The 24,654-nt window shown below is 68.4% G+C and carries 26 protein-coding genes; 25 read left to right on the top strand and 1 reads right to left on the bottom strand.

The genetic code is table 11. The annotated features are described in order from the left end of the window. Positions 1-81 precede the first annotated feature (81 nt). From rpoB to GJR97_RS11315, 11 genes are all read left to right on the top strand, one after another. Positions 82-3,573: a DNA-directed RNA polymerase subunit beta gene (gene rpoB / locus GJR97_RS11365; protein WP_154346551.1), complete on the top strand. Its 3,492-nt coding sequence runs from the start codon at positions 82-84 to the stop codon at positions 3,571-3,573. 44 nt (positions 3,574-3,617) lie between these two features. After that, positions 3,618-7,520 carry a DNA-directed RNA polymerase subunit beta' gene (gene rpoC, locus GJR97_RS11360; protein ID WP_154346550.1) on the top strand — a complete coding sequence of 1,301 codons (3,903 nt, stop codon included), beginning with the start codon at positions 3,618-3,620 and terminating at the stop codon, positions 7,518-7,520. A 162-nt stretch (positions 7,521-7,682) separates the two neighbouring features. After that, entirely contained in the window at positions 7,683-8,357 is a 675-nt protein-coding gene (locus GJR97_RS11355) for a hypothetical protein (RefSeq protein WP_154346549.1), read from the top strand. Between the two features lie 132 nt (positions 8,358-8,489). Next, positions 8,490-9,599, top strand: coding sequence for a hypothetical protein (locus GJR97_RS11350; protein WP_154346548.1), 1,110 nt, complete (start codon positions 8,490-8,492; stop codon positions 9,597-9,599). 63 nt (positions 9,600-9,662) lie between these two features. Beyond that, on the top strand, positions 9,663-10,139 hold the full coding sequence (locus GJR97_RS11345) for a DUF6121 family protein (RefSeq protein WP_154346547.1): 477 nt from the start codon (positions 9,663-9,665) through the stop codon (positions 10,137-10,139). Positions 10,140-10,213: 74 nt separating this feature from the next. Then, positions 10,214-10,861, top strand: a complete 648-nt coding sequence (locus tag GJR97_RS11340) for a spermidine/putrescine ABC transporter substrate-binding protein (protein ID WP_324613430.1) — start codon at positions 10,214-10,216, stop codon at positions 10,859-10,861. A 304-nt stretch (positions 10,862-11,165) separates the two neighbouring features. Then, positions 11,166-11,540, top strand: coding sequence for a 30S ribosomal protein S12 (gene rpsL / locus GJR97_RS11335; protein WP_022889720.1), 375 nt, complete (start codon positions 11,166-11,168; stop codon positions 11,538-11,540). Continuing rightward, positions 11,540-12,010, top strand: a complete 471-nt coding sequence (gene rpsG, locus GJR97_RS11330; protein ID WP_067948599.1) for a 30S ribosomal protein S7 — start codon at positions 11,540-11,542, stop codon at positions 12,008-12,010. The genes rpsL and rpsG overlap by 1 nt, the downstream gene beginning before the upstream one ends. A gap of 96 nt (positions 12,011-12,106) precedes the next feature. Beyond that, the gene (gene fusA, locus GJR97_RS11325; RefSeq protein ID WP_324613429.1) at positions 12,107-14,221 is read left to right on the top strand and encodes an elongation factor G; all 2,115 of its coding nucleotides are present in this window, start codon (positions 12,107-12,109) and stop codon (positions 14,219-14,221) included. Positions 14,222-14,333: 112 nt separating this feature from the next. Further along, a complete protein-coding gene (tuf, locus tag GJR97_RS11320) occupies positions 14,334-15,527 on the top strand; it encodes an elongation factor Tu (RefSeq protein WP_129234361.1) in 1,194 nt (397 codons plus the stop codon). 138 nt (positions 15,528-15,665) lie between these two features. Further along, a complete protein-coding gene (locus tag GJR97_RS11315; protein ID WP_154346546.1) occupies positions 15,666-16,880 on the top strand; it encodes an acyltransferase family protein in 1,215 nt (404 codons plus the stop codon). A gap of 25 nt (positions 16,881-16,905) precedes the next feature. On the opposite strand, the gene GJR97_RS11310 is transcribed toward GJR97_RS11315, so the two are convergent. After that, positions 16,906-17,484, bottom strand: coding sequence for an OsmC family protein (locus GJR97_RS11310; protein WP_229276224.1), 579 nt, complete (start codon positions 17,482-17,484; stop codon positions 16,906-16,908). A 402-nt stretch (positions 17,485-17,886) separates the two neighbouring features. Here GJR97_RS11310 and rpsJ point away from each other — a divergent pair, with 402 nt between their 5' ends. From rpsJ to rplE, 14 genes are read left to right on the top strand one after another with little or no spacing between them, the layout of a single operon-like run. Beyond that, positions 17,887-18,195 (top strand): 30S ribosomal protein S10, encoded by a 309-nt coding sequence (rpsJ, locus tag GJR97_RS11305; protein WP_017201594.1) that lies wholly within the window; start codon positions 17,887-17,889, stop codon positions 18,193-18,195. A gap of 8 nt (positions 18,196-18,203) precedes the next feature. Next, positions 18,204-18,860 carry a 50S ribosomal protein L3 gene (gene rplC, locus GJR97_RS11300; protein ID WP_154346544.1) on the top strand — a complete coding sequence of 219 codons (657 nt, stop codon included), beginning with the start codon at positions 18,204-18,206 and terminating at the stop codon, positions 18,858-18,860. A 1-nt stretch (position 18,861) separates the two neighbouring features. Continuing rightward, entirely contained in the window at positions 18,862-19,521 is a 660-nt protein-coding gene (rplD, locus tag GJR97_RS11295) for a 50S ribosomal protein L4 (protein WP_154346543.1), read from the top strand. Continuing rightward, positions 19,518-19,820, top strand: a complete 303-nt coding sequence (rplW, locus tag GJR97_RS11290; RefSeq protein ID WP_154346542.1) for a 50S ribosomal protein L23 — start codon at positions 19,518-19,520, stop codon at positions 19,818-19,820. The genes rplD and rplW overlap by 4 nt, the downstream gene beginning before the upstream one ends. A 19-nt stretch (positions 19,821-19,839) precedes the next feature. After that, positions 19,840-20,679, top strand: a complete 840-nt coding sequence (rplB, locus tag GJR97_RS11285) for a 50S ribosomal protein L2 (RefSeq protein WP_129233332.1) — start codon at positions 19,840-19,842, stop codon at positions 20,677-20,679. Between the two features lie 12 nt (positions 20,680-20,691). After that, positions 20,692-20,973 (top strand): 30S ribosomal protein S19, encoded by a 282-nt coding sequence (gene rpsS, locus GJR97_RS11280; protein WP_129233333.1) that lies wholly within the window; start codon positions 20,692-20,694, stop codon positions 20,971-20,973. A 25-nt stretch (positions 20,974-20,998) separates the two neighbouring features. Next, positions 20,999-21,364, top strand: a complete 366-nt coding sequence (rplV, locus tag GJR97_RS11275) for a 50S ribosomal protein L22 (RefSeq protein WP_154346541.1) — start codon at positions 20,999-21,001, stop codon at positions 21,362-21,364. Next, a complete protein-coding gene (gene rpsC / locus GJR97_RS11270) occupies positions 21,364-22,110 on the top strand; it encodes a 30S ribosomal protein S3 (protein ID WP_154346540.1) in 747 nt (248 codons plus the stop codon). Before rplV ends, rpsC begins: the two co-directional genes overlap by 1 nt. 2 nt (positions 22,111-22,112) lie before the next feature. Then, positions 22,113-22,532 (top strand): 50S ribosomal protein L16, encoded by a 420-nt coding sequence (gene rplP / locus GJR97_RS11265; RefSeq protein ID WP_129233336.1) that lies wholly within the window; start codon positions 22,113-22,115, stop codon positions 22,530-22,532. Next, complete coding sequence (gene rpmC, locus GJR97_RS11260; RefSeq protein WP_129233337.1) at positions 22,532-22,852, top strand: 50S ribosomal protein L29; 321 nt, start codon at positions 22,532-22,534, stop codon at positions 22,850-22,852. The genes rplP and rpmC overlap by 1 nt, the downstream gene beginning before the upstream one ends. A gap of 2 nt (positions 22,853-22,854) precedes the next feature. Beyond that, positions 22,855-23,157: a 30S ribosomal protein S17 gene (rpsQ, locus tag GJR97_RS11255; protein WP_129233338.1), complete on the top strand. Its 303-nt coding sequence runs from the start codon at positions 22,855-22,857 to the stop codon at positions 23,155-23,157. 33 nt (positions 23,158-23,190) lie between these two features. Then, entirely contained in the window at positions 23,191-23,559 is a 369-nt protein-coding gene (rplN, locus tag GJR97_RS11250) for a 50S ribosomal protein L14 (RefSeq protein WP_129233339.1), read from the top strand. A gap of 2 nt (positions 23,560-23,561) precedes the next feature. Continuing rightward, positions 23,562-23,921 (top strand): 50S ribosomal protein L24, encoded by a 360-nt coding sequence (gene rplX / locus GJR97_RS11245; RefSeq protein ID WP_129233340.1) that lies wholly within the window; start codon positions 23,562-23,564, stop codon positions 23,919-23,921. Next, on the top strand, positions 23,921-24,514 hold the full coding sequence (rplE, locus tag GJR97_RS11240; RefSeq protein ID WP_154346539.1) for a 50S ribosomal protein L5: 594 nt from the start codon (positions 23,921-23,923) through the stop codon (positions 24,512-24,514). The genes rplX and rplE overlap by 1 nt, the downstream gene beginning before the upstream one ends. Positions 24,515-24,654 lie beyond the last annotated feature (140 nt).

The following is a 24,654-nucleotide window of genomic DNA, read 5'->3' as shown; positions in this document are numbered from 1 at the left end:
CATCCGCACCACGTCTGAGGGGTCAACTCCACCACCACCGACAGTGAACCGGCCCCCGACGGGGCCATGGAGGTCATTTCCTTGGCTGCTGCGCGCAACGCATCCACGCCCACCCCCAAGAACGGACGCGGTGCAAGCCGCCTCTCGTTCGCGAAGGTCACCGACACCCTCACCGTACCCGATCTGCTCGCCCTCCAGACCGAGAGCTTCGACTGGCTCGTCGGCAACGAGGCGTGGCGGGCCCGCGTCGAGGACGCGATCGAGAACGGTCGTCAGGACCTTCCCGAGGCCACCGGCCTCGAGGAGATCTTCGAGGAGATCTCGCCCATCGAGGACCTCGGCGAGACCATGCAGCTCTCGTTCTCGAACCCGGAGCTCGAGCCGCCGAAGTACACGATCGACGAGTGCAAGGAGAAGGGCAAGACCTACTCCGCTCCGCTGTACGTCAACGCGGAGTTCATGAACCACCTCACCGGTGAGATCAAGACCCAGACGGTCTTCATGGGCGACTTCCCGCTCATGACCCCGAAGGGCACGTTCGTCATCAACGGCACCGAGCGCGTCGTCGTCTCGCAGCTCGTCCGCTCGCCCGGCGTCTACTTCGAGCGCACGCCCGACAAGACCTCCGACAAGGACATCTACTCGGCCCGCGTCATCCCCAGCCGTGGCGCCTGGCTCGAGTTCGAGGTCGACAAGCGCGACCAGGTCGGCGTCCGCATCGACCGCAAGCGCAAGCAGTCGGTCACCGTCTTCCTGAAGGCCCTCGGCCTCACCTCCGAGGAGATCCTCGAGGAGTTCGCCGGCTACGAGTCGATCGCGCTGACCCTCGAGAAGGACAACATCCTCACGAAGGAGGAGGCGCTCAAGGACATCTACCGCAAGCTCCGTCCGGGCGAGCAGGTCGCCGCGGAGGCCGCGCGTGCGCTCCTCGACAACTTCTACTTCAACCCGAAGCGCTACGACCTCGCGAAGGTCGGCCGGTACAAGATCAACAACAAGCTCGGGCTCGAGGCGCCGCTCACCGACTCGGTGCTGACGGTCCAGGACATCGTCGCCACGATCAAGTACCTCGTCGCGCTGCACGAGGACCGTCCGACGCTGCCCGGCCGCCGCGGCGGCAAGGCGGTCGACATCCGCCTCGACGTCGACGACATCGACAACTTCGGCAACCGTCGCATCCGCGCGGTGGGCGAGCTGATCCAGAACCAGGTCCGCACGGGCCTGTCCCGCATGGAGCGCGTGGTCCGCGAGCGCATGACCACGCAGGACATCGAGGCGATCACGCCGCAGACCCTGATCAACGTCCGCCCCGTCGTGGCCGCGATCAAGGAGTTCTTCGGAACCTCGCAGCTCTCGCAGTTCATGGACCAGAACAACCCGCTGGCCGGCCTCACGCACAAGCGCCGCCTCTCGGCGCTCGGCCCCGGCGGCCTCTCCCGCGACCGCGCGGGCGTCGAGGTCCGCGACGTCCACCCCTCGCACTACGGCCGCATGTGCCCGATCGAGACCCCGGAAGGCCCGAACATCGGCCTCATCGGCTCGCTCGCGTCGTTCGCGCGCATCAACTCGTTCGGCTTCATCGAGACGCCGTACCGCCGGGTCGAGGACGGCAAGGTCACCGACCGGATCGACTACCTCACCGCGATGGAGGAGGACGACTACATCGTCGCCCAGGCCAACGCGCCGCTCGACGGCAAGGGCCACTTCGTCGAGGAGCGCGTCCTCGCACGTCGCAAGGGCGGCGAGGTCGACCTGTTCCCTGCCGAGGAGATCGGCTACATGGACGTCTCGCCGCGCCAGATGGTGTCGGTGGGCACGTCGCTCATCCCGTTCCTCGAGCACGACGACGCGAACCGCGCCCTCATGGGCGCGAACATGCAGCGCCAGGCGGTGCCGCTGCTGCGCAGCGACTCGCCGTTCGTCGGCACGGGCATGGAGGGCTACGCCGCGATCGACGCAGGTGACGTGATCACCGCCGACCGCGCGGGCGTCGTCGCCGAGGTCTCGGCCGACTCGGTCACGCTGCAGCTCGACGAGGGCGGCACGCAGACCTACTACCTGCGCAAGTTCGACCGCTCGAACCAGGGCACGTCGTACAACAACCGCGTCGTCGTCTCCGCGGGCGACCGCGTCGAGGTCGGCGAGGTCATCGCCGACGGTCCCGCGACCGACGACGGCGAGCTCGCGCTCGGCAAGAACCTCCTCGTGGCGTTCATGCCGTGGGAGGGCCACAACTTCGAGGACGCGATCATCCTCAGCCAGAACCTGGTGAAGGACGACGTCCTCTCCTCGATCCACATCGAGGAGTACGAGGTCGACGCCCGCGACACCAAGCTCGGCAAGGAGGAGATCACCCGCGACCTCCCGAACGTGAGCCCCGACCTGCTGGCCGACCTCGACGAGCGCGGCATCATCCGCATCGGCGCCGAGGTCCGTCCCGGCGACATCCTCGTCGGCAAGGTCACGCCGAAGGGCGAGACCGAGCTGTCGGCCGAGGAGCGCCTGCTCCGCGCGATCTTCAACGAGAAGAGCCGCGAGGTCCGCGACACCTCGCTGAAGGTCCCCCACGGCGAGCAGGGCACGATCATCGGCGTCAAGGTGTTCGACGCGCAGGACGGCGACGACGAGCTCGGCTCGGGCGTCAACCAGCGCGTGATCGTCTACATCGCCCAGAAGCGCAAGATCACCGAGGGCGACAAGCTCGCCGGCCGCCACGGCAACAAGGGCGTCATCTCGAAGATCCTGCCGGTCGAGGACATGCCGTTCCTCGCCGACGGCACGCCGGTCGACGTCATCCTGAACCCGCTCGGCATCCCCGGTCGAATGAACTTCGGCCAGGTGCTCGAGACCCACCTCGGCTGGGTCGCCAAGCAGGGCTGGAAGGTCGAGGGCAACCCGGAGTGGGCCAAGCGCCTGCCCGAGGGCGCCCGCGAGGCCGAGCCCGGCACCAAGGTGGCCACGCCCGTGTTCGACGGCGCGCTCGAGGAGGAGATCGCGGGTCTGCTCGACTCGACCCTCCCGAACCGCGACGGCGAGCGGCTGATCGACTCCAGCGGCAAGACGCAGCTGTTCGACGGCCGTTCGGGCGAGCCGTTCCCGTACCCCGTCTCCGTGGGCTACATGTACATCCTGAAGCTCCACCACCTCGTCGACGACAAGATCCACGCGCGTTCGACCGGACCGTACTCGATGATCACCCAGCAGCCGCTCGGTGGGAAGGCGCAGTTCGGCGGCCAGCGCTTCGGCGAGATGGAGGTGTGGGCGCTCGAGGCCTACGGCGCCGCATACGCGCTGCAGGAGCTCCTCACGATCAAGTCCGACGACATCCTCGGCCGCGTCAAGGTGTACGAGGCCATCGTCAAGGGCGAGAACATCCAGGAGCCCGGCATCCCCGAGTCCTTCAAGGTGCTCATGAAGGAGATGCAGTCGCTGTGCCTGAACGTCGAGGTCCTCTCGGCCGACGGCACCGCGGTGAGCCTCCGCGACACCGATGATGAGGCCTTCCGCGCAGCGGAGGAGCTCGGCATCAACATCTCCGCGCGCTTCGAGTCGTCGAACATCGACGAGATCTGATCCGCCAGGCATACGAGAACGACTTCAGGAATCTAGGAGAGAAATTGCTCGACGCAACGACGTTCGATGAGCTCCGTATCGGCCTGGCGACCGCCGAGGACATCCGCAAGTGGTCCTACGGCGAGGTCAAGAAGCCCGAGACCATCAACTACCGCACGCTGAAGCCCGAGAAGGACGGGCTCTTCGGCGAGCAGATCTTCGGACCCAGCCGCGACTGGGAGTGCGCCTGCGGCAAGTACAAGCGCGTCCGCTTCAAGGGCATCGTCTGCGAGCGATGCGGTGTCGAGGTCACCAAGTCCTCGGTCCGCCGCGAGCGGATGGGCCACATCGAGCTGGCCGCGCCCGTGACGCACATCTGGTACTTCAAGGGCGTGCCCTCGCGCCTCGGGTACCTGCTCGACATGGCGCCGAAGGACCTCGAGAAGGTCATCTACTTCGCCGCGTACATGGTGATCGACGTCGACGACGAGGGTCGTCACGCCGACATGCCCGGCCTCGAGAACGAGCTCCGGCTCGAGATCAAGGCCATCGGCGACGCCCGTGACGCTCGCATCGCCGAGCTCATGCAGCGCAAGGAGGAGGAGCTCGCGGCACTCGAGGCCGAGGGCGCCAAGTCCGACCAGAAGAAGCGCGCCGAGGCCGCGGCCGACAAGGAGATGGCCGGCGTCCGCAAGTCGGGCGACGAGCAGATCGCGCACCTCGAGCGCGTGTGGGAGGACTTCCGCACGCTCAAGGTCGGCGACCTGAAGCCCGAGGACTCGGTCTTCCAGGAGCTCCAGGACCGCTTCGGCATGTACTTCGAGGCCTACATGGGCGCCGAGGCGATCAAGAAGCGCCTCGAGTCGTTCGACCTGGCCGCCGAGGCGCAGGACCTGCACCTGCAGATCGCCGAGGGCAAGGGCCAGAAGAAGATCCGCGCGATCAAGCGTCTCAAGGTCGTCAACTCGTTCCTGCAGACCGGCAACTCGCCGGCCGCGATGGTCCTCGACGTCGTCCCGGTGATCCCGCCGGAGCTGCGCCCGATGGTCCAGCTCGACGGTGGCCGCTTCGCGACCTCCGACCTGAACGACCTCTACCGTCGCGTGATCAACCGCAACAACCGCCTGCGTCGCCTGCTCGACCTCGGCGCGCCCGAGATCATCGTGAACAACGAGAAGCGGATGCTCCAGGAGGCCGTCGACGCGCTGTTCGACAACGGCCGCCGCGGGCGTCCCGTCACGGGCACCGGCAACCGCGCCCTGAAGTCCCTGAGCGACATGCTCAAGGGAAAGCAGGGTCGGTTCCGCCAGAACCTGCTCGGAAAGCGCGTGGACTACTCGGGCCGTTCGGTCATCGTCGTCGGTCCGCAGCTCAAGCTGCACCAGTGCGGCCTGCCGAAGCAGATGGCGCTCGAGCTGTTCAAGCCGTTCGTCATCAAGCGCCTGATCGACCTCAGCCACGCGCAGAACATCAAGGCCGCCAAGCGCATGGTCGAGCGTTCGCGCCCGCAGGTGTGGGACGTGCTCGAGGAGATCATCCGCGAGCGCCCCGTGCTGCTGAACCGCGCGCCCACGCTGCACCGCCTCGGCATCCAGGCCTTCGAGCCGCAGCTGGTCGAGGGCAAGGCCATCCAGCTCCACCCGCTCGTCTGCGCCGCGTTCAACGCGGACTTCGACGGCGACCAGATGGCCGTGCACCTTCCGCTGTCCGTCGAGGCGCAGGCCGAGGCCCGCATCCTCATGCTGGCGTCGAACAACATCCTCAAGCCGTCGGACGGCCGTCCGGTGACCCTGCCCTCGCAGGACATGATCATCGGCCTCCACCACCTGACGACGGTCATCGAGGGCGGTGCCGGTGAGGGCCGTGCGTTCTCGTCGATCGCCGAGGCGGTCCTCGCGTTCGACCAGAACCGACCCGGCGAGCCGGTGCTCGACCTCGGTGCCATGGTGAAGATCCGCCTCGAGGGGCTGCACTTCGCCGAGGGCCAGGAGCCCGAGGGCTTCGTGTCGGGCGAGCCGTTCCTGATGGAGACGACCCTCGGTCGCGCGCTCTTCAACGAGGCGCTCCCGGCGGACTACCCGTTCTTCAACGCGCAGGCGGGCAAGTCGCAGATCTCGCAGATCGTCAACGACCTCGCCGAGCGCTACCCGAAGACCGAGGTGGCTGCGACGCTCGACCGCATCAAGGACGCCGGCTTCCGCTGGGCGACCCGTTCGGGCGTGACCGTCGCACTCTCCGACATCGTCGAGCTGCCGCAGAAGCGGGAGATCGTCTCGAAGTACGAGAAGCAGGCGGCGAAGGTCCAGTCGCAGTTCGAGAAGGGTCTCACGACCGACCTCGAGCGTCGTCAGGAGCTCATCCAGATCTGGACCAAGGCGACCGACGAGGTCGCGAAGGCCATGCAGGAGGAGTTCGCCGCGAACCAGGGCAACACCATCAACCGCATGGTGACCTCGGGTGCTCGTGGTAACTGGCTGCAGGTGCGCAACATCGCCGGCATGCGAGGCCTCGTGAACAACCCGAAGGGTGAGATCATCCCCCGTCCGATCATCTCCTCGTACCGCGAGGGGCTGTCGGTGGCGGAGTACTTCATCGCCACGCACGGTGCCCGCAAGGGCCTGGCCGACACGGCCCTCCGTACGGCCGACTCGGGCTACCTCACGCGTCGTCTGGTCGACGTCTCGCAGGACGTCATCATCCGCGAGGACGACTGCGGCACCTCGAAGGGCCTCGAGCTCCCGATCGCCGCCGTCGACTCGACGGGCGCGCTCGTGCGCGACCCGAACGTCGAGAACTCGGTGTTCGCCCGGTCGCTCGCGACCGACGCCGTGAACGCGAAGGGCGAGGTCGTGGCCGCCGGCGGCGACGACGTCGGCGACGTGCTCATCGACAAGCTCGTCGCGGCGGGCGTCGAGTCGATCAAGGTCCGCTCGGTGCTCACCTGCGAGTCCGCGGTCGGCGTGTGCGCGAAGTGCTACGGCCGTTCGCTCGCGACGGGCAAGCTCGTCGACATCGGCGAGGCCGTCGGCATCATCGCGGCCCAGTCGATCGGCGAGCCGGGCACCCAGCTCACGATGCGCACCTTCCACACCGGTGGTTCGGCCTCGGCCGACGACATCACGCAGGGTCTGCCCCGCGTGCAGGAGCTCTTCGAGGCTCGCACCCCCAAGGGTGCGTCGCCCATCGTCGAGGCCCCCGGTCGGATCACGATCGACGAGACCGAGAAGCAGCGCAAGGTCATCCTCACGCCCGACAACGGCGACGAGCCGATCGCGTACAACGTGCTCAAGCGTTCGACGCTGCTCGTCGAGGACGGCCAGCACGTCGAGCTCGGCCAGCAGCTGATCGTCGGCACCGTCGACCCGAAGGAGGTCCTCCGGGTCAAGGGCGTGCGCGAGGTGCAGAAGCACCTCGTGAACGGCGTGCAGGACGTGTACCGCTCGCAGGGCGTTCCGATCCACGACAAGCACATCGAGGTCATCGTCCGGCAGATGCTCCGCAAGGTGACCGTGGTCGACCACGGCGACACCGACCTGCTGCCGGGTGAGCTCGTCGACCGCTCGCGGTACAACGAGATCAACCGGTCCGCGCTCACGGAGGGCAGGAAGACGGCGTCGGCTCGCCAGGAGGTCATGGGCATCACCAAGGCCTCGCTCGCGACCGAGTCGTGGCTGTCGGCCGCGTCCTTCCAGGAGACGACCCGCGTGCTCACGCAGGCCGCCATGGAGGGCAAGTCCGATCCGCTCGTCGGCCTCAAGGAGAACGTGATCATCGGCAAGCTGATCCCGGCCGGTACGGGCCTCGCCAAGTACCGGAACGTCACCGTCGAGGCGACCGAGGAGGCGAAGGCGGAGCGCTACCCGAACCGCATCTTCTCCGACGACGCGTCGTTCACCGAGGGCGACCTCAGCTTCGTCGACTTCGACTCGTTCTCGAGCGACGACTTCACCCCCGGCAACTACAGCTGATCCCCGCGGGCGGCGGCCCGGCCGCCGCCCGCGCACACGATGGGCCCCGGAGCGATCCGGGGCCCATCGTCGTTCCATCGGGGACCGCCTGATGACGGCACTCAGGTGCGCGGGCTAGTATCTCGGGCGGTCGTCCCCATCCGAATCCGACCCGGAGCCCACATGCCAGACGCTGCCCCCGCCTCCCGCCGATCGAGGACGCTGCTCATCGTCGCCGCGTCCGCGCTGGTGATCGCGGTCGTCGCGCTCGTCGTGGTCCTGGCGCTGCCCGCACCGGGCAGCCAGTCCGCCGAGCCGACGTCGCAGTCCCGTCCCGCGCCGACCGCCGAGGCGGCGCCGGCACCGATCGCCGTCCCGACACCTGAGCCGGTGCGTGACGAGCGGATCCCGACCGACTGCGCGGGCATCTACACGTTCGACTGGTCGAGCACGTTCGCGCCCGGCTACGTGCTGAACCCGGAGTGGTCGACCGCCGATGGTGCTCCGGCGCTGTTCGGCACGGACGACGCGGGCGCGCTGCCGGTGCTGCAGGAGACCTCGCAGCTCACCTGCGCCTGGCTCCCCCCGGAGGGCGGCGACGGACGCGTCGGCCTCGTGACGAACGTCGCGAGCGTGGACGAGGCCCAGACCGCGGCCGCGATCGCGGCGTTCCAGGCGGCCGGCCAGGAGTGCTACCAAGAGGAGGGCGGCACGCGCTGCATCCTCGAATTCGACGGGGTCGCGGGTTCGGCAGGCGAGTCGCACTTCATCCGCGAGGGCCTGTGGATCGCCACGCGCTGGGACGGCCCGGCCGTGAGCGGCTACACGCTCGACATCGTCTCGCAGCTCTTCGCCTGACCTGCGGCCGGGGGCGCGACCGGCACCGCGACGCGCGGGCGACCTCCCGCGCGTGCCTCCCGATCGCACGCCGACGCGTTGCTAGAGTGAGCCGCACCACGGGCGGCCGGTGCTGCCCGGAAGGAGCGGACGATGAGCAGCACGACACCCGGATCCGAGCCCGACCAGCCGGCCGCCGACGACTGGTCCGCGGCCGATGCCACCGACCCGTCGACGGATGACGCGTCGTCCGACGATGTCGCGGCGGAGCAGGCGCGGGTCGACCCGACGGCTCCCGATGCGGAGCACGTCGACCGCGTCGAGCCCCCGGCTGCCGCGCCCGATCCGACCACGTCCGAGGAGGAGCACGACTTCACCGGGACGGAGGGGGCCGAGGAGCCAACGTCCGCCGAGCCGACGTCGGCCGCGGCATCCGAGCCGGTCGCGCCGGCGCAGGCCGATGCCGTCGACGATCGGTCCGAACTCGACGCCGCGGTCGAGCGGGCACGCACCGACCACCCGCCCGTCGCCGACGAGACCGCGATGATCGACGAGCACCCCGAGCCGGTACGCGCCGAGGCCGTCCGCCGTGAGACCGGCGTGCCGGAGACGGTCGGCGCAGCCGGTGTCGGCGCCGCCGCGGGAGCCGGTGCGGCCACGGCGGCCCCGGAGACGCCGGCGCCCCCGATGCCGCAGACGATCTACGTCCAGGCACCCACCCCGCCGAAGGCGAAGGGCAACCGGGGCTTCGGCGTGCTCGTCGGCCTGATCGCGACCGTCGGCTTCGCACTGCTCTACGCGGGGATCTCGTACCTCGTGATCACCTGGTACGGCGCCGGTCGCGGTGACGGCATCCGCGTGTACACCGAGTTCCTCGCGCAGCCGGTGTTCTGGATCCCGGTCGTGTTCTTCTTCCTCTCGTTCGCGCTGCTCGCCGCGATCCTCAACCGCTCCGCGTGGTGGACCTGGGCCGTGTTCGGCCTCGCGGTCGGGATCATCGTGTACTTCTCCTACATCGCGGGTTCGCTCCTCACGGTCGCGGCGTGGCAGTTCACCCCGCAGCAGGCCGCGGACTTCGTCGCCGAGCGCTGGGTCGACCCGTTCGCGATCATCGCGTTCATCGTCGCCCGCGAACTGCCCATCTGGTTCGGCGGGTGGATCGCCGCGCGCGGGCGCACGGTGACGGAGCGGAACGCCCGGGCGCGCGAGGAGTACGACCGCCAGCTCGCGGCCGGACCGCAGCCGGCGACGTCCTCGCGCTAGCGGAGGGAATCGCCCGGCCGCCGACTCCGACGTCCTGCGCGCGACCCGGCGTAGGCTCGGAGCATGGCGTCGAACCCGACCTCCGCGTGGGCCGTCGCCGGCTTCGCGGCGGCACTGGACGTCGCGCTGATCGTGGCGGCGTTCGGGTTCACGAGCCTGCTCGCCGACCTCGAGCCGATCGCCGACCCCGCAGCCGGCCGGCTCGTCGGGCCGATCACGATCGGCGTCGCCGTCGGCGCCCTGCTGCTGCTCCTCGGGGCGTCCCTGACGCGCGGCATGCGCGCCTGGTCGCTCGCCAGCCTCGCGTTCCTCGTCACGTGGGCGACCGGCGTCGTCGCCGGGACGATCGCGTACGCGGCGGCCACCGGCACCATCCTCGCCGCGTTCCTCTTCGCGCTCTCGTTCATGTCGGTCGGATTCGGGCTCATCATCCCGCTCGCGAGCGCGCTCGTCGCCCTCCTCGCCGCGGTCACGGTGCGCGCGGAGGAGGGCGGGGTGGAACGGCCCAGGTGGCCGTGGGAGCGCGACGACGATGAGTGACGCGCGCGCCCGCTGCGGGACATCCGTTCACCGCTTCGCCGGCGCACCCGGCCGCCGGCAGTAGGGTGAACCGCGTGGAGGGATCGGTCGAGGCCCGGGTGAGCCACGAGGTCGACCGCTGGCTGGCGTGGCTGCCGCGGTGGCGACCGGGGACGCACCGCGGTCGCGTGCGCCTCTGCACGCGCTGCTTCGGTTCGCCGATCCTGGCCGCGGCCGGGCTCGACGTCGACGTGCCGCACCCGGTGCAGCACGCGTTCTCGATGCGCATGAAGGGCATCATCGACGTCGCGGTCGACGACTACACGGCGCGCAACCTCCCGATGCTGCATCGCGAGATCCGCCTCGCCGAGGAGCGCAAGGCCAGGCGGCCGTATCGCGCCGGGGAGGGGCTGGACCCGGAGTTCCTCGGGCTCGACCTCGACCCCGACCCGACGCCCGGCGAGCCGTTCCTCTTCACGCTGCAGGGGCTCGAGGCGGATGCCGCGGCCGAGGCCGCCGAGCCGGCGCCGCGTCCGTTCACCCCGCAGGAGAAGGAGGCGCTCCGAGAGGAGGTTCGCCTCGCCGACGACTTCGCCAAGCAGCTCGGGCGACGGATCTGCGCCGAACTCGCGCGGCACCGCCAGCGCATCGCGAACGCGGTCGAGCGACTCGTCGAACCGCAGGTGGCCGAGCTCCTCGCCGACCTCGACCGCGAGCTCGACGCACCCGGATGGAGCAGCTGAGCGCGCGGTCGACGCCGACCGACGTTCGCCGAGGGCGTGCAGGCGCCATTTGACCCCATCGTGACGCCGGATTACCATTGGTCGGGTGTGCGCGTTGCCGCGCGCTCGTGCCGTGCCCGCGGATCCACCGGATCCACGGAGGCGGAGCGGGTTCTCACAGTGCGCACACCAGGGCGCCGGCCCCCGGCCGGAACGCCCCCACGGCATACCCACCACTGAAAAGGCAGCGCCGCTCGGCGGTGCCGGTGGGTCGTGATGTGAAATCCATCAACGCTGTCACCGTGCAGCACAACAAGGAGAAGCAGTGCCAACCATTCAGCAGTTGGTCCGCAAGGGTCGCTCGCCGAAGGTCACCAAGACCAAGGCTCCCGCCCTGAAGGCCAACCCCCAGCAGCGCGGCGTGTGCACGCGTGTGTACACCACCACCCCCAAGAAGCCGAACTCGGCGCTCCGCAAGGTCGCCCGCGTCAAGCTCTCGAACGGCACCGAGGTCACCGCCTACATCCCCGGTGAGGGCCACAACCTGCAGGAGCACTCGATGGTGCTCGTCCGCGGCGGTCGTGTGAAGGACCTCCCGGGTGTCCGCTACAAGATCATCCGCGGTGCGCTCGACACGCAGGCCGTGAAGAACCGCAAGCAGGCTCGCAGCCGCTACGGCGCGAAGATGGAGAAGAAGTAATGCCTCGCAAGGGACCCGCTCCGAAGCGCCCCGTCGTCGCAGACCCCGTCTACGGCTCGCCGGTCGTCAGCCAGCTCGTCAACAAGATCCTCGTCGACGGCAAGAAGGACCTCGCGCAGCGCATCGTCTACGAGGCGCTCGAGAACGTCGCGAACAAGTCCGGCCAGGACGCCGTCGCGGTCCTGAAGAAGGCCCTCGACAACGTGCGCCCGACCCTCGAGGTCCGGTCGCGCCGCGTCGGCGGCTCGACCTACCAGGTCCCCGTCGAGGTCAAGCCGCACCGTGCGAACACCCTGGCGCTGCGCTGGCTCACCAGCTACGCCAAGGCCCGCCGCGAGAAGACCATGACCGAGCGTCTCACCAACGAGATCCTCGACGCCTCGAACGGCCTGGGTGCCGCGGTCAAGCGCCGCGAGGACACCCACAAGATGGCCGAGTCGAACCGCGCCTTCGCCCACTACCGCTGGTAGCGGGCCGAGCGGATGCCGCGGGCCTCGCGCTCGCGGCGGCCACGCGGCATCCGCTCACCCCCCACCCTTCCCTTCCTGAACATCCGGAGGAACCCCGTGGCACTTGACGTGCTCACCGACCTGAACAAGGTCCGCAACATCGGCATCATGGCGCACATCGATGCCGGCAAGACCACCACGACCGAGCGCATCCTGTTCTACACGGGCGTCAACCACAAGATCGGCGAGACGCACGACGGCGCGTCGACCACCGACTGGATGGAGCAGGAGAAGGAGCGCGGCATCACGATCACGTCCGCCGCGGTCACCTGTTTCTGGAACAAGAACCAGATCAACATCATCGACACGCCCGGCCACGTCGACTTCACGGTCGAGGTGGAGCGTTCGCTGCGCGTGCTCGACGGCGCGGTCGCCGTCTTCGACGGCAAGGAGGGCGTCGAGCCCCAGTCCGAGACCGTCTGGCGCCAGGCCGACAAGTACAACGTCCCCCGCATCTGCTTCGTCAACAAGATGGACAAGCTCGGCGCGGACTTCTACTTCACCGTCGACACCATCGTCAAGCGCCTCGGCGCGAAGCCGCTCGTGCTCCAGCTCCCGATCGGCGCCGAGAGCGACTTCGTCGGCGTCATCGACCTGATCGAGATGCGCGCGCTCGTGTGGCCCGGCGACGCCAAGGGCGACGTGACCATGGGCGCCAAGTACGAGGTGCAGGAGATCCCGGCCGACCTCAAGGACAAGGCCGACGAGTACCGCCAGCAGCTGCTCGAGACCGTCGCCGAGACCAGCGACGAGCTGCTCGAGAAGTTCTTCGGCGGCGAGGAGCTCACGGTCGACGAGATCAAGGGCGCGATCCGCAAGCTCACGGTCAACTCCGAGATCTACCCCGTCCTGTGCGGCTCGGCGTTCAAGAACCGCGGCGTGCAGCCGATGCTCGACGCGGTCATCGACTACCTGCCGTCGCCGCTCGACGTGCCCGCGGTCCAGGGCCACGACGTGCGCGACGAGGAGAAGATCATCGAGCGCCACGCCGACGCGACCGAGCCGTTCTCGGCGCTCGCGTTCAAGGTCGCGGTCCACCCGTTCTTCGGTCGCCTCACCTACGTCCGCGTCTACTCCGGCCGTCTCGACTCCGGTGCCCAGGTCATCAACTCGACCAAGGGCAAGAAGGAGCGCATCGGGAAGATCTTCCAGATGCACGCCAACAAGGAGAACCCGGTCGACTCGGTCACGGCGGGCAACATCTACGCCGTCATCGGCCTGAAGGACACCACCACCGGCGACACCCTGTGCGACCCGGACAACCAGGTCGTCCTCGAGTCGATGACCTTCCCGGAGCCCGTCATCGAGGTCGCCATCGAGCCGAAGACCAAGGCCGACCAGGAGAAGCTCGGCACGGCCATCCAGAAGCTCGCCGAGGAGGACCCGACCTTCCGCACCGAGCTCAACCAGGAGACCGGCCAGACGGTCATCAAGGGCATGGGCGAGCTGCACCTCGACATCCTCGTGGACCGCATGAAGCGCGAGTTCAAGGTCGAGGCCAACGTCGGCAAGCCGCAGGTGGCCTACCGCGAGACGATCCGCCGTACGGTGGACCGCCACGACTACACCCACAAGAAGCAGACGGGTGGATCGGGGCAGTTCGCGAAGATCCAGTTCAAGCTCGAGCCGCTCGAGGTCGAGGGCGACAAGACCTACGAGTTCGAGAACGCCGTCACCGGTGGTCGCGTCCCGCGCGAGTACATCCCGTCGGTGGACGCGGGCTTCCAGGACGCGATGCAGGTCGGCATCCTGGCGGGCTACCCGATGGTGGGCGTCAAGGCGACCCTCACCGACGGTGCCGCCCACGACGTCGACTCCTCGGAGATGGCGTTCAAGATCGCCGGTTCGATGGGCTTCAAGGAGGCCGCTCGGAAGGCGAACCCCGTCCTGCTCGAGCCGCTGATGGCCGTCGAGGTCCGTACTCCCGAGGAGTACATGGGCGACGTCATCGGCGACCTGAACTCGCGCCGCGGCCAGATCCAGTCCATGGAGGACGCCGCCGGTGTGAAGGTCGTGCGTGCGCACGTCCCGCTCTCGGAGATGTTCGGCTACATCGGCGACCTGCGGTCCAAGACCTCGGGCCGCGCGGTGTACTCGATGGAGTTCGAGAGCTACGCGGAGGTCCCGAAGGCCGTGGCCGAGGAGATCGTCCAGAAGAACAAGGGCGAGTAGCGCCCGAACGCACGGACCGACAGGTTCGCGTAACATAACAACACAACCCCGTAGCACACCGGTCGCAATCCGGCGCCCGGTGCTGCTACACGGATCCTGAGGAGGACCCACAGTGGCTAAGGCCAAGTTCGAGCGGACCAAGCCGCACGTCAACATCGGAACGATCGGTCACGTCGACCACGGCAAGACCACGCTCACCGCAGCGATCTCCAAGGTGCTCGCCGACAAGTACCCGTCGGCCACCAACGTGCAGCGCGACTTCGCGTCGATCGACTCCGCTCCCGAGGAGCGCCAGCGCGGCATCACGATCAACATCTCGCACGTCGAGTACGAGACGCCGAAGCGCCACTACGCGCACGTCGACGCCCCGGGTCACGCCGACTACATCAAGAACATGATCACCGGCGCGGCCCAGATGGACGGCGCGATCCTCGTGGTCGCGGCGACCGACGGCCCGATGGCCCAGACGCGCGAGCACGTGCTGCTCGCCAAGCAGGTCGGCGTGCCCTACCTGCTCGTCGCGCTGAACAAGGCCGACATGGTCGACGACGAGGAGATCCTGGAGCTCGTCGAGCTCGAGGTCCGCGAGCTGCTCTCGTCGCAGGGCTTCCCCGGCGACGACGCCCCGGTCATCCGCGTCTCGGGCCTCAAGGCGCTCGAGGGCGACGAGAAGTGGGTCAACTCGGTCCTCGAGCTCATGGAGGCCGTCGACGACTCGATCCCCGACCCCGTGCGTGACAAGGACAAGCCGTTCCTCATGCCGATCGAGGACGTCTTCACCATCACCGGTCGTGGCACGGTCGTCACGGGCCGCGCCGAGCGCGGCACGCTGAAGATCAACTCCGAGGTCGAGATCGTCGGCATCCGCCCGACGCAGAAGACCACGGTCACGGGCATCGAGATGTTCCACAAGCAGCTCGACGAGGCATGGGCCGGCGAGAACTGCGGTCTCCTGCTCCGCGGCACCAAGCGCGAGGACGTCGAGCGCGGCCAGGTCGTCGTGGCCCCGGGCTCGGTCACCCCGCACACGAACTTCGAGGGCACTGCCTACATCCTCTCGAAGGACGAGGGCGGCCGTCACAACCCGTTCTACGCGAACTACCGTCCGCAGTTCTACTTCCGCACCACCGACGTCACCGGCGTCATCACGCTGCCCGAGGGCACCGAGATGGTCATGCCCGGCGACACCACCGACATGACGGTCGAGCTCATCCAGCCGATCGCCATGGAGGAGGGCCTCGGCTTCGCCATCCGCGAGGGTGGCCGCACGGTCGGCGCCGGTACCGTCACGAAGATCATCAAGTAATCTTCGCGATCGCGACCTGCAAGGGGTCGGGCCTTCGGGCCCGGCCCCTTCGTCGTGTCGCTACCACATCCGCGCACGGGCGTCCAGATCCGGGAAGGGCGTCCCTCGTCGAGGAGACCTCGGGTTAGCCTTGACCGGATGGTTCCCCCGTCGATCCGAACGCGGGCCGCAGTGCGACCCGAGATCCAGGCCCTCCGTGCGATCGCGGTGTGCGCCGTCGTGCTGCACCACGGGTGGCCCGCGGTCGCGCCCGCCGGCTACATGGGCGTCGACGTCTTCTTCGTCGTCTCGGGGTTCCTCATCACCGCGCTGCTGCTGCGCGAGTCGGCCCGGACGGGGCGCATCTCGCTCAGGGACTTCTACCTCCGCCGCGCACGGCGGATCCTGCCGGCGGCCATGGCCGTGCTCGTCGCCGTCACCGTGCTCACCTACCTGGTCGTTCCGAGGGTGGAATGGCGCTCGTACTTCCGCGAGGTCATCGCGAGCGCGCTCTACTTCGAGAACTGGCTGCTCGCGGCCGACTCGCAGGACCCCGCACGCGACGACCTCGCTTCCACGCCGGTCCAGCACTTCTGGTCGCTCTCGGTCGAGGAGCAGTTCTACCTCGCGTGGCCGCTGCTGATCATCGCCGCCATCGCCTTCGCCGCCCGCCGGTCGCAGGACCCGCGACGCGCGCTGCTCGTCGTGCTCGGCGCCGCGACGATCGCCTCGTTCGCCTGGAACGTCGTCCTCACCGTGCAGGACCACAACCTCGCCTACTTCTCCACGTTCACGCGAGTGTGGGAGTTCGGCGTCGGCGGCATCCTCGCCATCCTCGTCCCGGAGGTCGCGCCCGGTCGGGCACGACTCCGCGCCGCCGTCGGATGGCTCGGGCTCGCGCTCATCGCCGTGCCGATCCTCCTCTTCCGCAGCCCCGAGGTGTTCCCCGGGGTCGTGGTCCTCGTGCCCGTCGCCGGCGCCCTCGCGGTCATCTGGTCGGGCATGCCGGCCGTCGGATGGTCGCCGGCGCGCGTCACCGGGACCTCGGCGGTCCAGTGGACGGGCGACATCTCGTACTCGCTCTACCTCTGGCACTGGCCGATCTTCATGTTCGCGCCGTTCATCACGGGCGTGCCGAGTCCGTCGTGGCTGATGGTCCTGCTCGTGATCGCCGCATTCGCGGTCGCCGCGGCGTCGAAGCGCTGGATCGAGGATCCGGGGAGGTTCGGCGCGGCCGGGGCGCGTCGGCCGCGGTCCGCGCTGCTGCTCGGCTCGGTCGCAACGCTCGCGGCGCTCGTCGTGGCCGCGGGGATCGTCGGACCGAGCGCGGCGGGCGCCGAGGCCTGCGAGCCTCCGGCGCGGACGGGGGAGTGACCCTCCTCGGCAGCGGGGCGGCGCCTCAGATCTCGATGCCGTCGACGGTCGTCCGGAGGTCGATGGACCCCTCCACGCTCCGCGCCACCGTGCACGCCTTCGCGATCGCGCGCGCCATGATCGCCGCCAGCTGCTCGCGATCGGCGGGCTCGAGTGCGGAGAGGTCGACGACGATCTCCTCGTCGATCTCCCGGTACCGGTTGTCGTCCTTCGACGTGCCGTGCGCCCAGACCGTGATCGCGACGTCGTCGCCGAGGCGACGCGCCGCGACCGAGTCCGCGCTCATGCCCGCGCAGCCGGCCAGCGCGAGCTTGAGGAGCTCGCCCGGCGTGAAGTGGCCCGGTGCCTCGACGGGTCCGATGAGCACGGTCGAGCCGCGCTCGTTCAGGCCCTCGTAGGTGCGCCGGCCGGTGCGGGTCACCGAGACGCTGCCCGGTCCGATCCGTTCTCCGACCGCGTGCGCATGCTCCGTCATCGAGTCCTCCCTCGGCTTGCCGTGCACCGATTCCACCACGACGACGGATGCCGCGGCATCCGCTTGACTGGGAGGATGCGGTGAGCCTCGCCACCGCGACACGCCCGGGTTGCACGGGAGTGCCCGCATGTGGCAAACTCGTTGAGTTCAACATTTCGAACGGCGTGCCTTGCTGCGCTCCGTTCGAATCACTGCCAGGCAGTGCATAGCCACCGGAAGCTCCACGGAGTCCCACGGGTCAGGCTAGGCCGCGGGCAGCAGGACACCACAACCGACACCCTCAGATTCGAGCATGGGCTCTGCCTGCGTGCAAACGGCCCATGCCCGTTTTCGCGAGTGCGACACGCCCGAGCGCGGGGGTCGGTTGGGGCTCGAGGTCGAGCGTGTCGAGGCCACCGCACCGCGGGGTGGCTTCGACAGGCTCGATCACCGGCCTTTGACAGAAGAACAGTGGTGCTTCACACGGAGTAGCTACGCGGCGTCCGATGCCCTCGGAAGGGGTAAGACGCCTTGACAGAGAGAGAGTCAGCAATGGCGGGACAGAAGATCCGCATTCGACTGAAGTCGTATGACCACGAGGTCATCGACACCTCGGCGCGCAAGATCGTCGACACGGTGACCCGCGCGGGCGCCACGGTCGTCGGCCCCGTGCCGCTTCCGACCGAGAAGAACGTGGTGTGCGTCATCCGTTCGCCCCACAAGTACAAGGACAGCCGCGAGCACTTCGAGATGCGCACCCACAAGCGCCTGATCGACATCGTGGACCCGACGCCCAAGGCCGTCGACTCGCTCATGCGTCTCGACCTCCCGGCCGACGTCAACATCGAGATCAAGCTCTGAGGTACGACATGTCCACCACTGCAAAGAACGTGAAGGGCCTGCTCGGCACGAAGCTCGGCATGACCCAGGTGTGGGACGAGAACAACAAGCTCATCCCGGTCACCGTCATCGAGATCGCCCCCAACGTGGTCACCCAGCTCCGCACGCAGGAGCGCGACGGCTACGCGGCCGTCCAGATCGCCGCCGGCGCCATCGACCCCCGCAAGGTCACCCAGCCCCTGACCGGTCACTTCGAGGCCGCCGGCGTCACGCCGCGCCGCCACGTGACCGAGGTGCGCACCGCCGACGCCGCGGATTACGCGCTCGGCCAGGAGCTCACCGTCGACGGCACCTTCGAGGCCGGCCAGCTGGTCGACGTCGTCGGCACGTCGAAGGGCAAGGGCTTCGCCGGTGTCATGAAGCGCCACAACTTCGCGGGCGTCTCCGCGTCGCACGGTGCCCACCGCAACCACCGCAAGCCCGGTTCGATCGGCGCCTCGTCGACCCCGAGCCGTGTCTTCAAGGGCATGCGCATGGCCGGCCGAATGGGTGGCGAGCGCGTCACCGTCCTGAACCTCCGCGTGCACGCCGTCGACGCCGAGAAGGGCCTGCTGCTCGTCAAGGGCGCGGTCCCCGGTGCTCGCGGTCGTCTCGTGTTCGTCCGCAACGCTGTGAAGGGAGCCTGAGATGGCTACCGCTGCCACCATCGACGTCCTCGACGTCACCGGCAAGAAGTCCGGCTCGATCGAGCTGCCCGCCGAGCTCTTCGACGTGCAGACCAACGTCCCGCTGATCCACCAGGTCGTCGTCGCCCAGCTCGCCGCCGCGCGTCAGGGCACGCACAAGACCAAGACCCGCGGCGAGGTCTCCGGCGCCGGTCGCAAGCCCTTCAAGCAGAAGGGCACGGGCCGCGCCCGCCAGGGCTCGATCCGCGCGCCGCACATGACCGGCGGCGGCGTCGTCCACGGCCCGCAGCCGCGCGACTACTCGCAGCGCACCCCCAAGAAGATGATCGCCGCAGCCCTGCTCGGCGCCCTCTCCGACCGCGCTCGCGGCGGCCGCATCCACGCGGTCGAGTCGCTCGCCAACGGTGAGACCCCGAAGACGAAGGACGCCGTCGCGCTCCTCGCCGGGATCGCGCCGTCGAAGCACCAGCTCGTCGTGCTCACCCGCGACGAGGAGCTCTCGGAGCGTGCGGTCCGCAACATCCCGACCGTGCACGTCCTGCCGGTCGACCAGCTGAACGCCTACGACGTGCTCGTCTCGGACGACATCGTCTTCAGCAAGGCCGCGCTCGAGGCGTTCGTCGCCGCGAAGCAGGCGAAGAAGGAAGAGGTCTCCGCATGAGCGCCGCGCAGAACAAGGACCCCCGCGACATCATCATCGCGCCGGTGGTCTCGGAGAAGAGCTACAACCTGATCGACGAGGGCAAGTACACGTTCATCGTGGACCCCCGCTCGAACAAGACCGAGATCAAGCTCGCCATCGAGAAGATCTTCAACGTCCAGGTCGCGTCGATCAACACCCTCAACCGTCAGGGCAAGACGCGTCGCACCCGCTTCGGCATGGGCAAGCGCAAGGACACCAAGCGCGCGATCGTCACCCTCAAGTCCGGCTCGATCGACATCTTCACGAACGTCGGCTAAGGAGCAGAGGAACCTCACTATGGCTATTCGCAAGTACAAGCCCACGACCCCGGGTCGTCGCGGTTCGTCGGTCGCCGACTTCGCCGAGATCACGCGCTCGACGCCCGAGAAGTCGCTGCTCCGCCCGCTGTCGAAGTCCGGTGGTCGCAACAACCAGGGCCGCATCACCACCCGCCACGTCGGCGGTGGCCACAAGCGCCAGTACCGCGTCATCGACTTCCGTCGCAACGACAAGGACGGCGTGCCCGCCAAGGTCGCGCACATCGAGTACGACCCGAACCGCACCGCGCGCATCGCGCTGCTGCACTTCGTGGACGGCACCAAGCGCTACATCATCGCTCCCGACAAGCTCAAGCAGGGCGACCTCGTGGAGTCGGGCCCGGCCGCCGACATCAAGCCCGGCAACAACCTGCCGCTGCGCAACATCCCGACCGGTACCGTCATCCACGCCATCGAGCTCCGCCCCGGCGGCGGCGCGAAGATGGCCCGTTCGGCCGGCGCCTCAGTGCGCCTGGTCGCGAAGGACGGCCCCTACGCGCAGCTCCGCCTCCCGTCGGGCGAGATCCGCAACGTCGACGCGCGCTGCCGCGCGACCGTCGGCGAGGTCGGCAACGCCGAGCAGTCGAACATCAACTGGGGCAAGGCCGGCCGCAAGCGCTGGAAGGGCGTCCGCCCGACCGTCCGCGGTGTCGCGATGAACCCGGTCGACCACCCGCACGGTGGTGGCGAGGGCAAGACCTCCGGTGGCCGCCACCCGGTCAGCCCGTGGGGTCAGCCCGAGGGACGCACCCGTCGCCCCAACAAGGAGAGCGACAAGCTCATCGTCCGTCGTCGCACCGTCGGCAAGAAGCGCAAGTAGGAGTAAGAGAAGATGCCTCGCAGCCTCAAGAAGGGCCCCTTCGTCGACGAGCACCTGCTTCGCAAGGTCGCCTCGCAGAACGACGCGGGTTCCAAGAACGTCATCAAGACGTGGTCGCGTCGCTCGATGATCGTCCCGGCCATGCTCGGCCACACGATCGCCGTGCACGACGGCCGCAAGCACATCCCGGTGTTCGTCACCGAGACCATGGTGGGTCACAAGCTCGGCGAGTTCGCGCCCACCCGCACCTTCCGTGGACACGTGAAGGACGACAAGAAGGGCCGCCGCCGCTGACGCGGTGGCGTGAAGGAGGAGAGAAATGGTGGAGTCGATCGCACGCGTGCGTCACATCCGCGTGACCCCCATGAAGGCCCGCCGCGTCGTCAACCTGATCCGCGGCAAGCAGGCACAGGAGGCCCTGGCCATCCTGAAGTTCGCCCCGCAGGGTGCGAGCGAGCCCGTGTACAAGCTCGTCGCCTCGGCCATCGCGAACGCTCGCGTCAAGGCCGATGCCACGAACACCTACCTGGACGAGCAGGACCTCTACGTGAAGACGGCGTACGTCGATGAGGGCACCACCCTCAAGCGTTTCCAGCCGCGCGCGCAGGGTCGTGCCTTCCGCATCAACAAGCGCACGAGCCACATCACCATCGTGCTCGGCACGCCCGAGGAGGGTACGAAGTAATGGGTCAGAAGGTCAACCCGTACGGCTTCCGTCTCGGCATCACCACCGACCACGTGTCGCGGTGGTTCTCAGACTCGACCAAGCCCGGACAGCGCTACGCCGACTACCTCGCCGAGGACGTCAAGATCCGTCGCCTGCTCCAGACGTCGCTCGACCGTGCCGGCGTGAGCCGCATCGAGATCGAGCGCACCCGCGACCGCGTCCGCGTGGACATCCACACGGCTCGCCCGGGTATCGTGATCGGCCGCCGCGGCGCCGAGGCCGAGCGCATCCGCGCCGACCTCGAGAAGCTCACCGGCAAGCAGATCCAGCTCAACATCCTCGAGGTGAAGAACCCCGAGGCCGACGCCCAGCTCGTCGCGCAGGGCATCGCCGAGCAGCTCTCCGCCCGCGTGGCCTTCCGCCGCGCGATGCGCAAGGGCCTGCAGGGCGCGCAGCGCGCCGGCGCCAAGGGTGTCCGCATCCAGGTGTCGGGCCGCCTCGGCGGCGCCGAGATGAGCCGCTCGGAGTTCTACCGCGAGGGTCGCGTGCCGCTGCACACGCTCCGCGCGAACATCGACTACGGCTTCTACGAGGCCAAGACCACCTTCGGTCGCATCGGCGTGAAGGTCTGGATCTACAAGGGCGACATCACCAACAAGGAGCTCGCCCGCGAGCAGGCCTCCCAGAAGCCGTCGCGTGACCGTAACGACCGTCGCCGTGCGCCCCGCGCACAGGAGGCGGCCGCAGCAGGAGTTGAGGCATAACCATGTTGATTCCCCGTCGAGTCAAGTACCGCAAGCAGCACCACCCCGGCCGTTCGGGCCAGGCCACCGGCGGCACGAAGGTCTCCTTCGGCGAGTACGGCATCCAGGCCCTGAGCCCCGCCTACGTGACGAACCGTCAGATCGAGTCCGCTCGTATCGCCATGACGCGTCACATCAAGCGTGGCGGCAAGGTGTGGATCAACATCTACCCCGACCGTCCGCTCACGAAGAAGCCGGCCGAGACCCGCATGGGTTCCGGTAAGGGTTCGCCCGAGTGGTGGGTCGCAAACGTCAAGCCGGGTCGCGTCCTCTTCGAGGTCTCGGGCGTCTCCGAGGAACTCGCTCGCGAGGCCATGACCCGTGCAATCCACAAGCTGCCCCTCAAGGCACGCATCATCAAGCGCGAGGAGGGCGACGCATAATGGCCGTCGGTTCCAAGGAGCTCGCTGTGACCGAGCTCGACACCTTCGAGGACGAGCGTCTCGTCGACGAGCTGAAGAAGGCCAAGGAGGAGCTGTTCAACCTCCGCTTCCAGGCCGCCACCGGCCAGCTCGAGAGCCACGGCCGCCTGCGTGCCGTGAAGCGCGACATCGCCCGCATCTACACGGTCATCCGTGAGCGCGAGCTCGGCATCCGTGCCACGCCCGCGCCGGTCGAGGCGCCCGCAGCGCCCGCGAAGAAGACGAAGAAGGCCAAGGCCGAGGCATCCGCCGACGCCGAGGCCGAGACGAAGGAGGCCTGATCATGGCTGAGACCAAGAAGGCTGCGGCCGAGGTCGCCGAGACGGCCGAGCTCGTCCGCGGCTACCGCAAGGTCCGTCGCGGCTACGTCGTCAGCGACAAGATGGACAAGACCATCGTCGTCGAGGTCGAGGACCGCGTGAAGCACCCGCTGTACGGCAAGGTCATGCGCCGTACGTCGAAGGTCAAGGCGCACGACGAGCAGAACACCGCCGGCATCGGCGACCTCGTCGTGATCTCCGAGACCCGCCCGCTGAGCGCCACCAAGCGCTGGCGCCTGGTCGAGATCGTCGAGAAGGCCAAGTAAGCCCCAGGGCTTGCTTCCCAGAAGGAGTACGAAGTGATTCAGCAGGAATCCCGGCTCAAGGTCGCCGACAACACGGGCGCCAAGGAGCTGCTCACCATCCGCGTGCTCGGCGGTTCCAGCCGCCGCTACGCGGGCCTGGGCGACGTCATCGTCGCCACCGTCAAGGACGCGATCCCTGGCGGCAACGTGAAGAAGGGCGACGTGGTCAAGGCCGTCATCGTCCGCACCGTGAAGGAGACCCGTCGTCCCGACGGCTCCTACATCAAGTTCGACGAGAACGCCGCGGTGATCCTCAAGAACGACGGTGACCCCCGTGGCACCCGCATCTTCGGGCCGGTCGGCCGGGAGCTTCGCGACAAGAAGTTCATGAAGATCATCTCGCTGGCGCCGGAGGTGCTGTAACCATGGCCAAGATCAAGAAGGGCGACCTCGTCGAGGTCATCTCGGGCCGCAGCCAGGCCCGCGGCGGCGACCGCGGCAAGCAGGGTCGCGTCATCGAGGTCCTGGTCGACCAGAACCGCGTCGTCGTCGAGGGCGTGAACTACGTCACGAAGCACGTGCGCGTCGGCCAGACCCAGCGCGGCTCCAAGACCGGTGGCATCGAGACCCACGAGGCGCCGATCCACGTGTCGAACGTCGCGATCGTCGACCCGGAGACCAAGAAGCCGACCCGCGTCGGCTTCCGCACCGAGACGGTCACCAAGGACGGCGTCGAGAAGACGGTCCGCGTCCGCTACGCCAAGAAGTCAGGTAAGGACCTCTAATGACTGACACCGCGACTGCTGCGCCGGCTGGCAAGATCCAGCCGCGCCTCAAGCAGAAGTACAAGACCGACATCACGAAGGCCCTGACCGAGGCGAACGGGTACACCAACCCGCACCAGGTCCCGGGCCTGACGAAGATCGTCGTCAACATGGGTGTCGGCGAGGCCGCGCGCGATGGCAAGGTCATCGACGGCGCGATCGCCGACCTCACGAAGATCACCGGCCAGAAGCCGCAGGTCACCAAGGCCCGCAAGTCCATCGCGCAGTTCAAGCTGCGCGAGGGCCAGCCGATCGGTGCGCACGTCACGCTGCGCGGCGACCGGATGTGGGAGTTCCTCGACCGCCTGCTCTCGCTCGCGCTGCCCCGTATCCGCGACTTCCGCGGCCTCTCGGACCAGCAGTTCGACGGCACCGGCAACTACACGTTCGGTCTCACGGAGCAGTCCGTGTTCCACGAGATCGACCAGGACAAGATCGACCGCGTCCGCGGCATGGACATCACCGTGGTGACCACCGCCAAGACCGACGACGAGGGTCGCGCGCTGCTCAAGGCGCTCGGCTTCCCGTTCAAGTCGAACGAGTCCGCCCAGTAGTTCGTAGTAGACTCTATGAGTTTGTGCCTGCGCCGGCGGGTCTCGGAGCCATCCGAGGCCCCGCCGGCACCGGCATACGGCGGTTCGCAACCGCGTGCCGCCACCACCACAGGTCAGTCCCCGTGTAACGGGTCCTGAAA

Source organism: Agromyces kandeliae (genome assembly GCF_009674665.1).
In the GTDB taxonomy this organism is placed as follows: domain Bacteria; phylum Actinomycetota; class Actinomycetes; order Actinomycetales; family Microbacteriaceae; genus Agromyces; species Agromyces kandeliae.
Note: the sequence above shows the minus strand (reverse complement) of the source record. Positions and strands in the feature narration are given on the sequence as shown.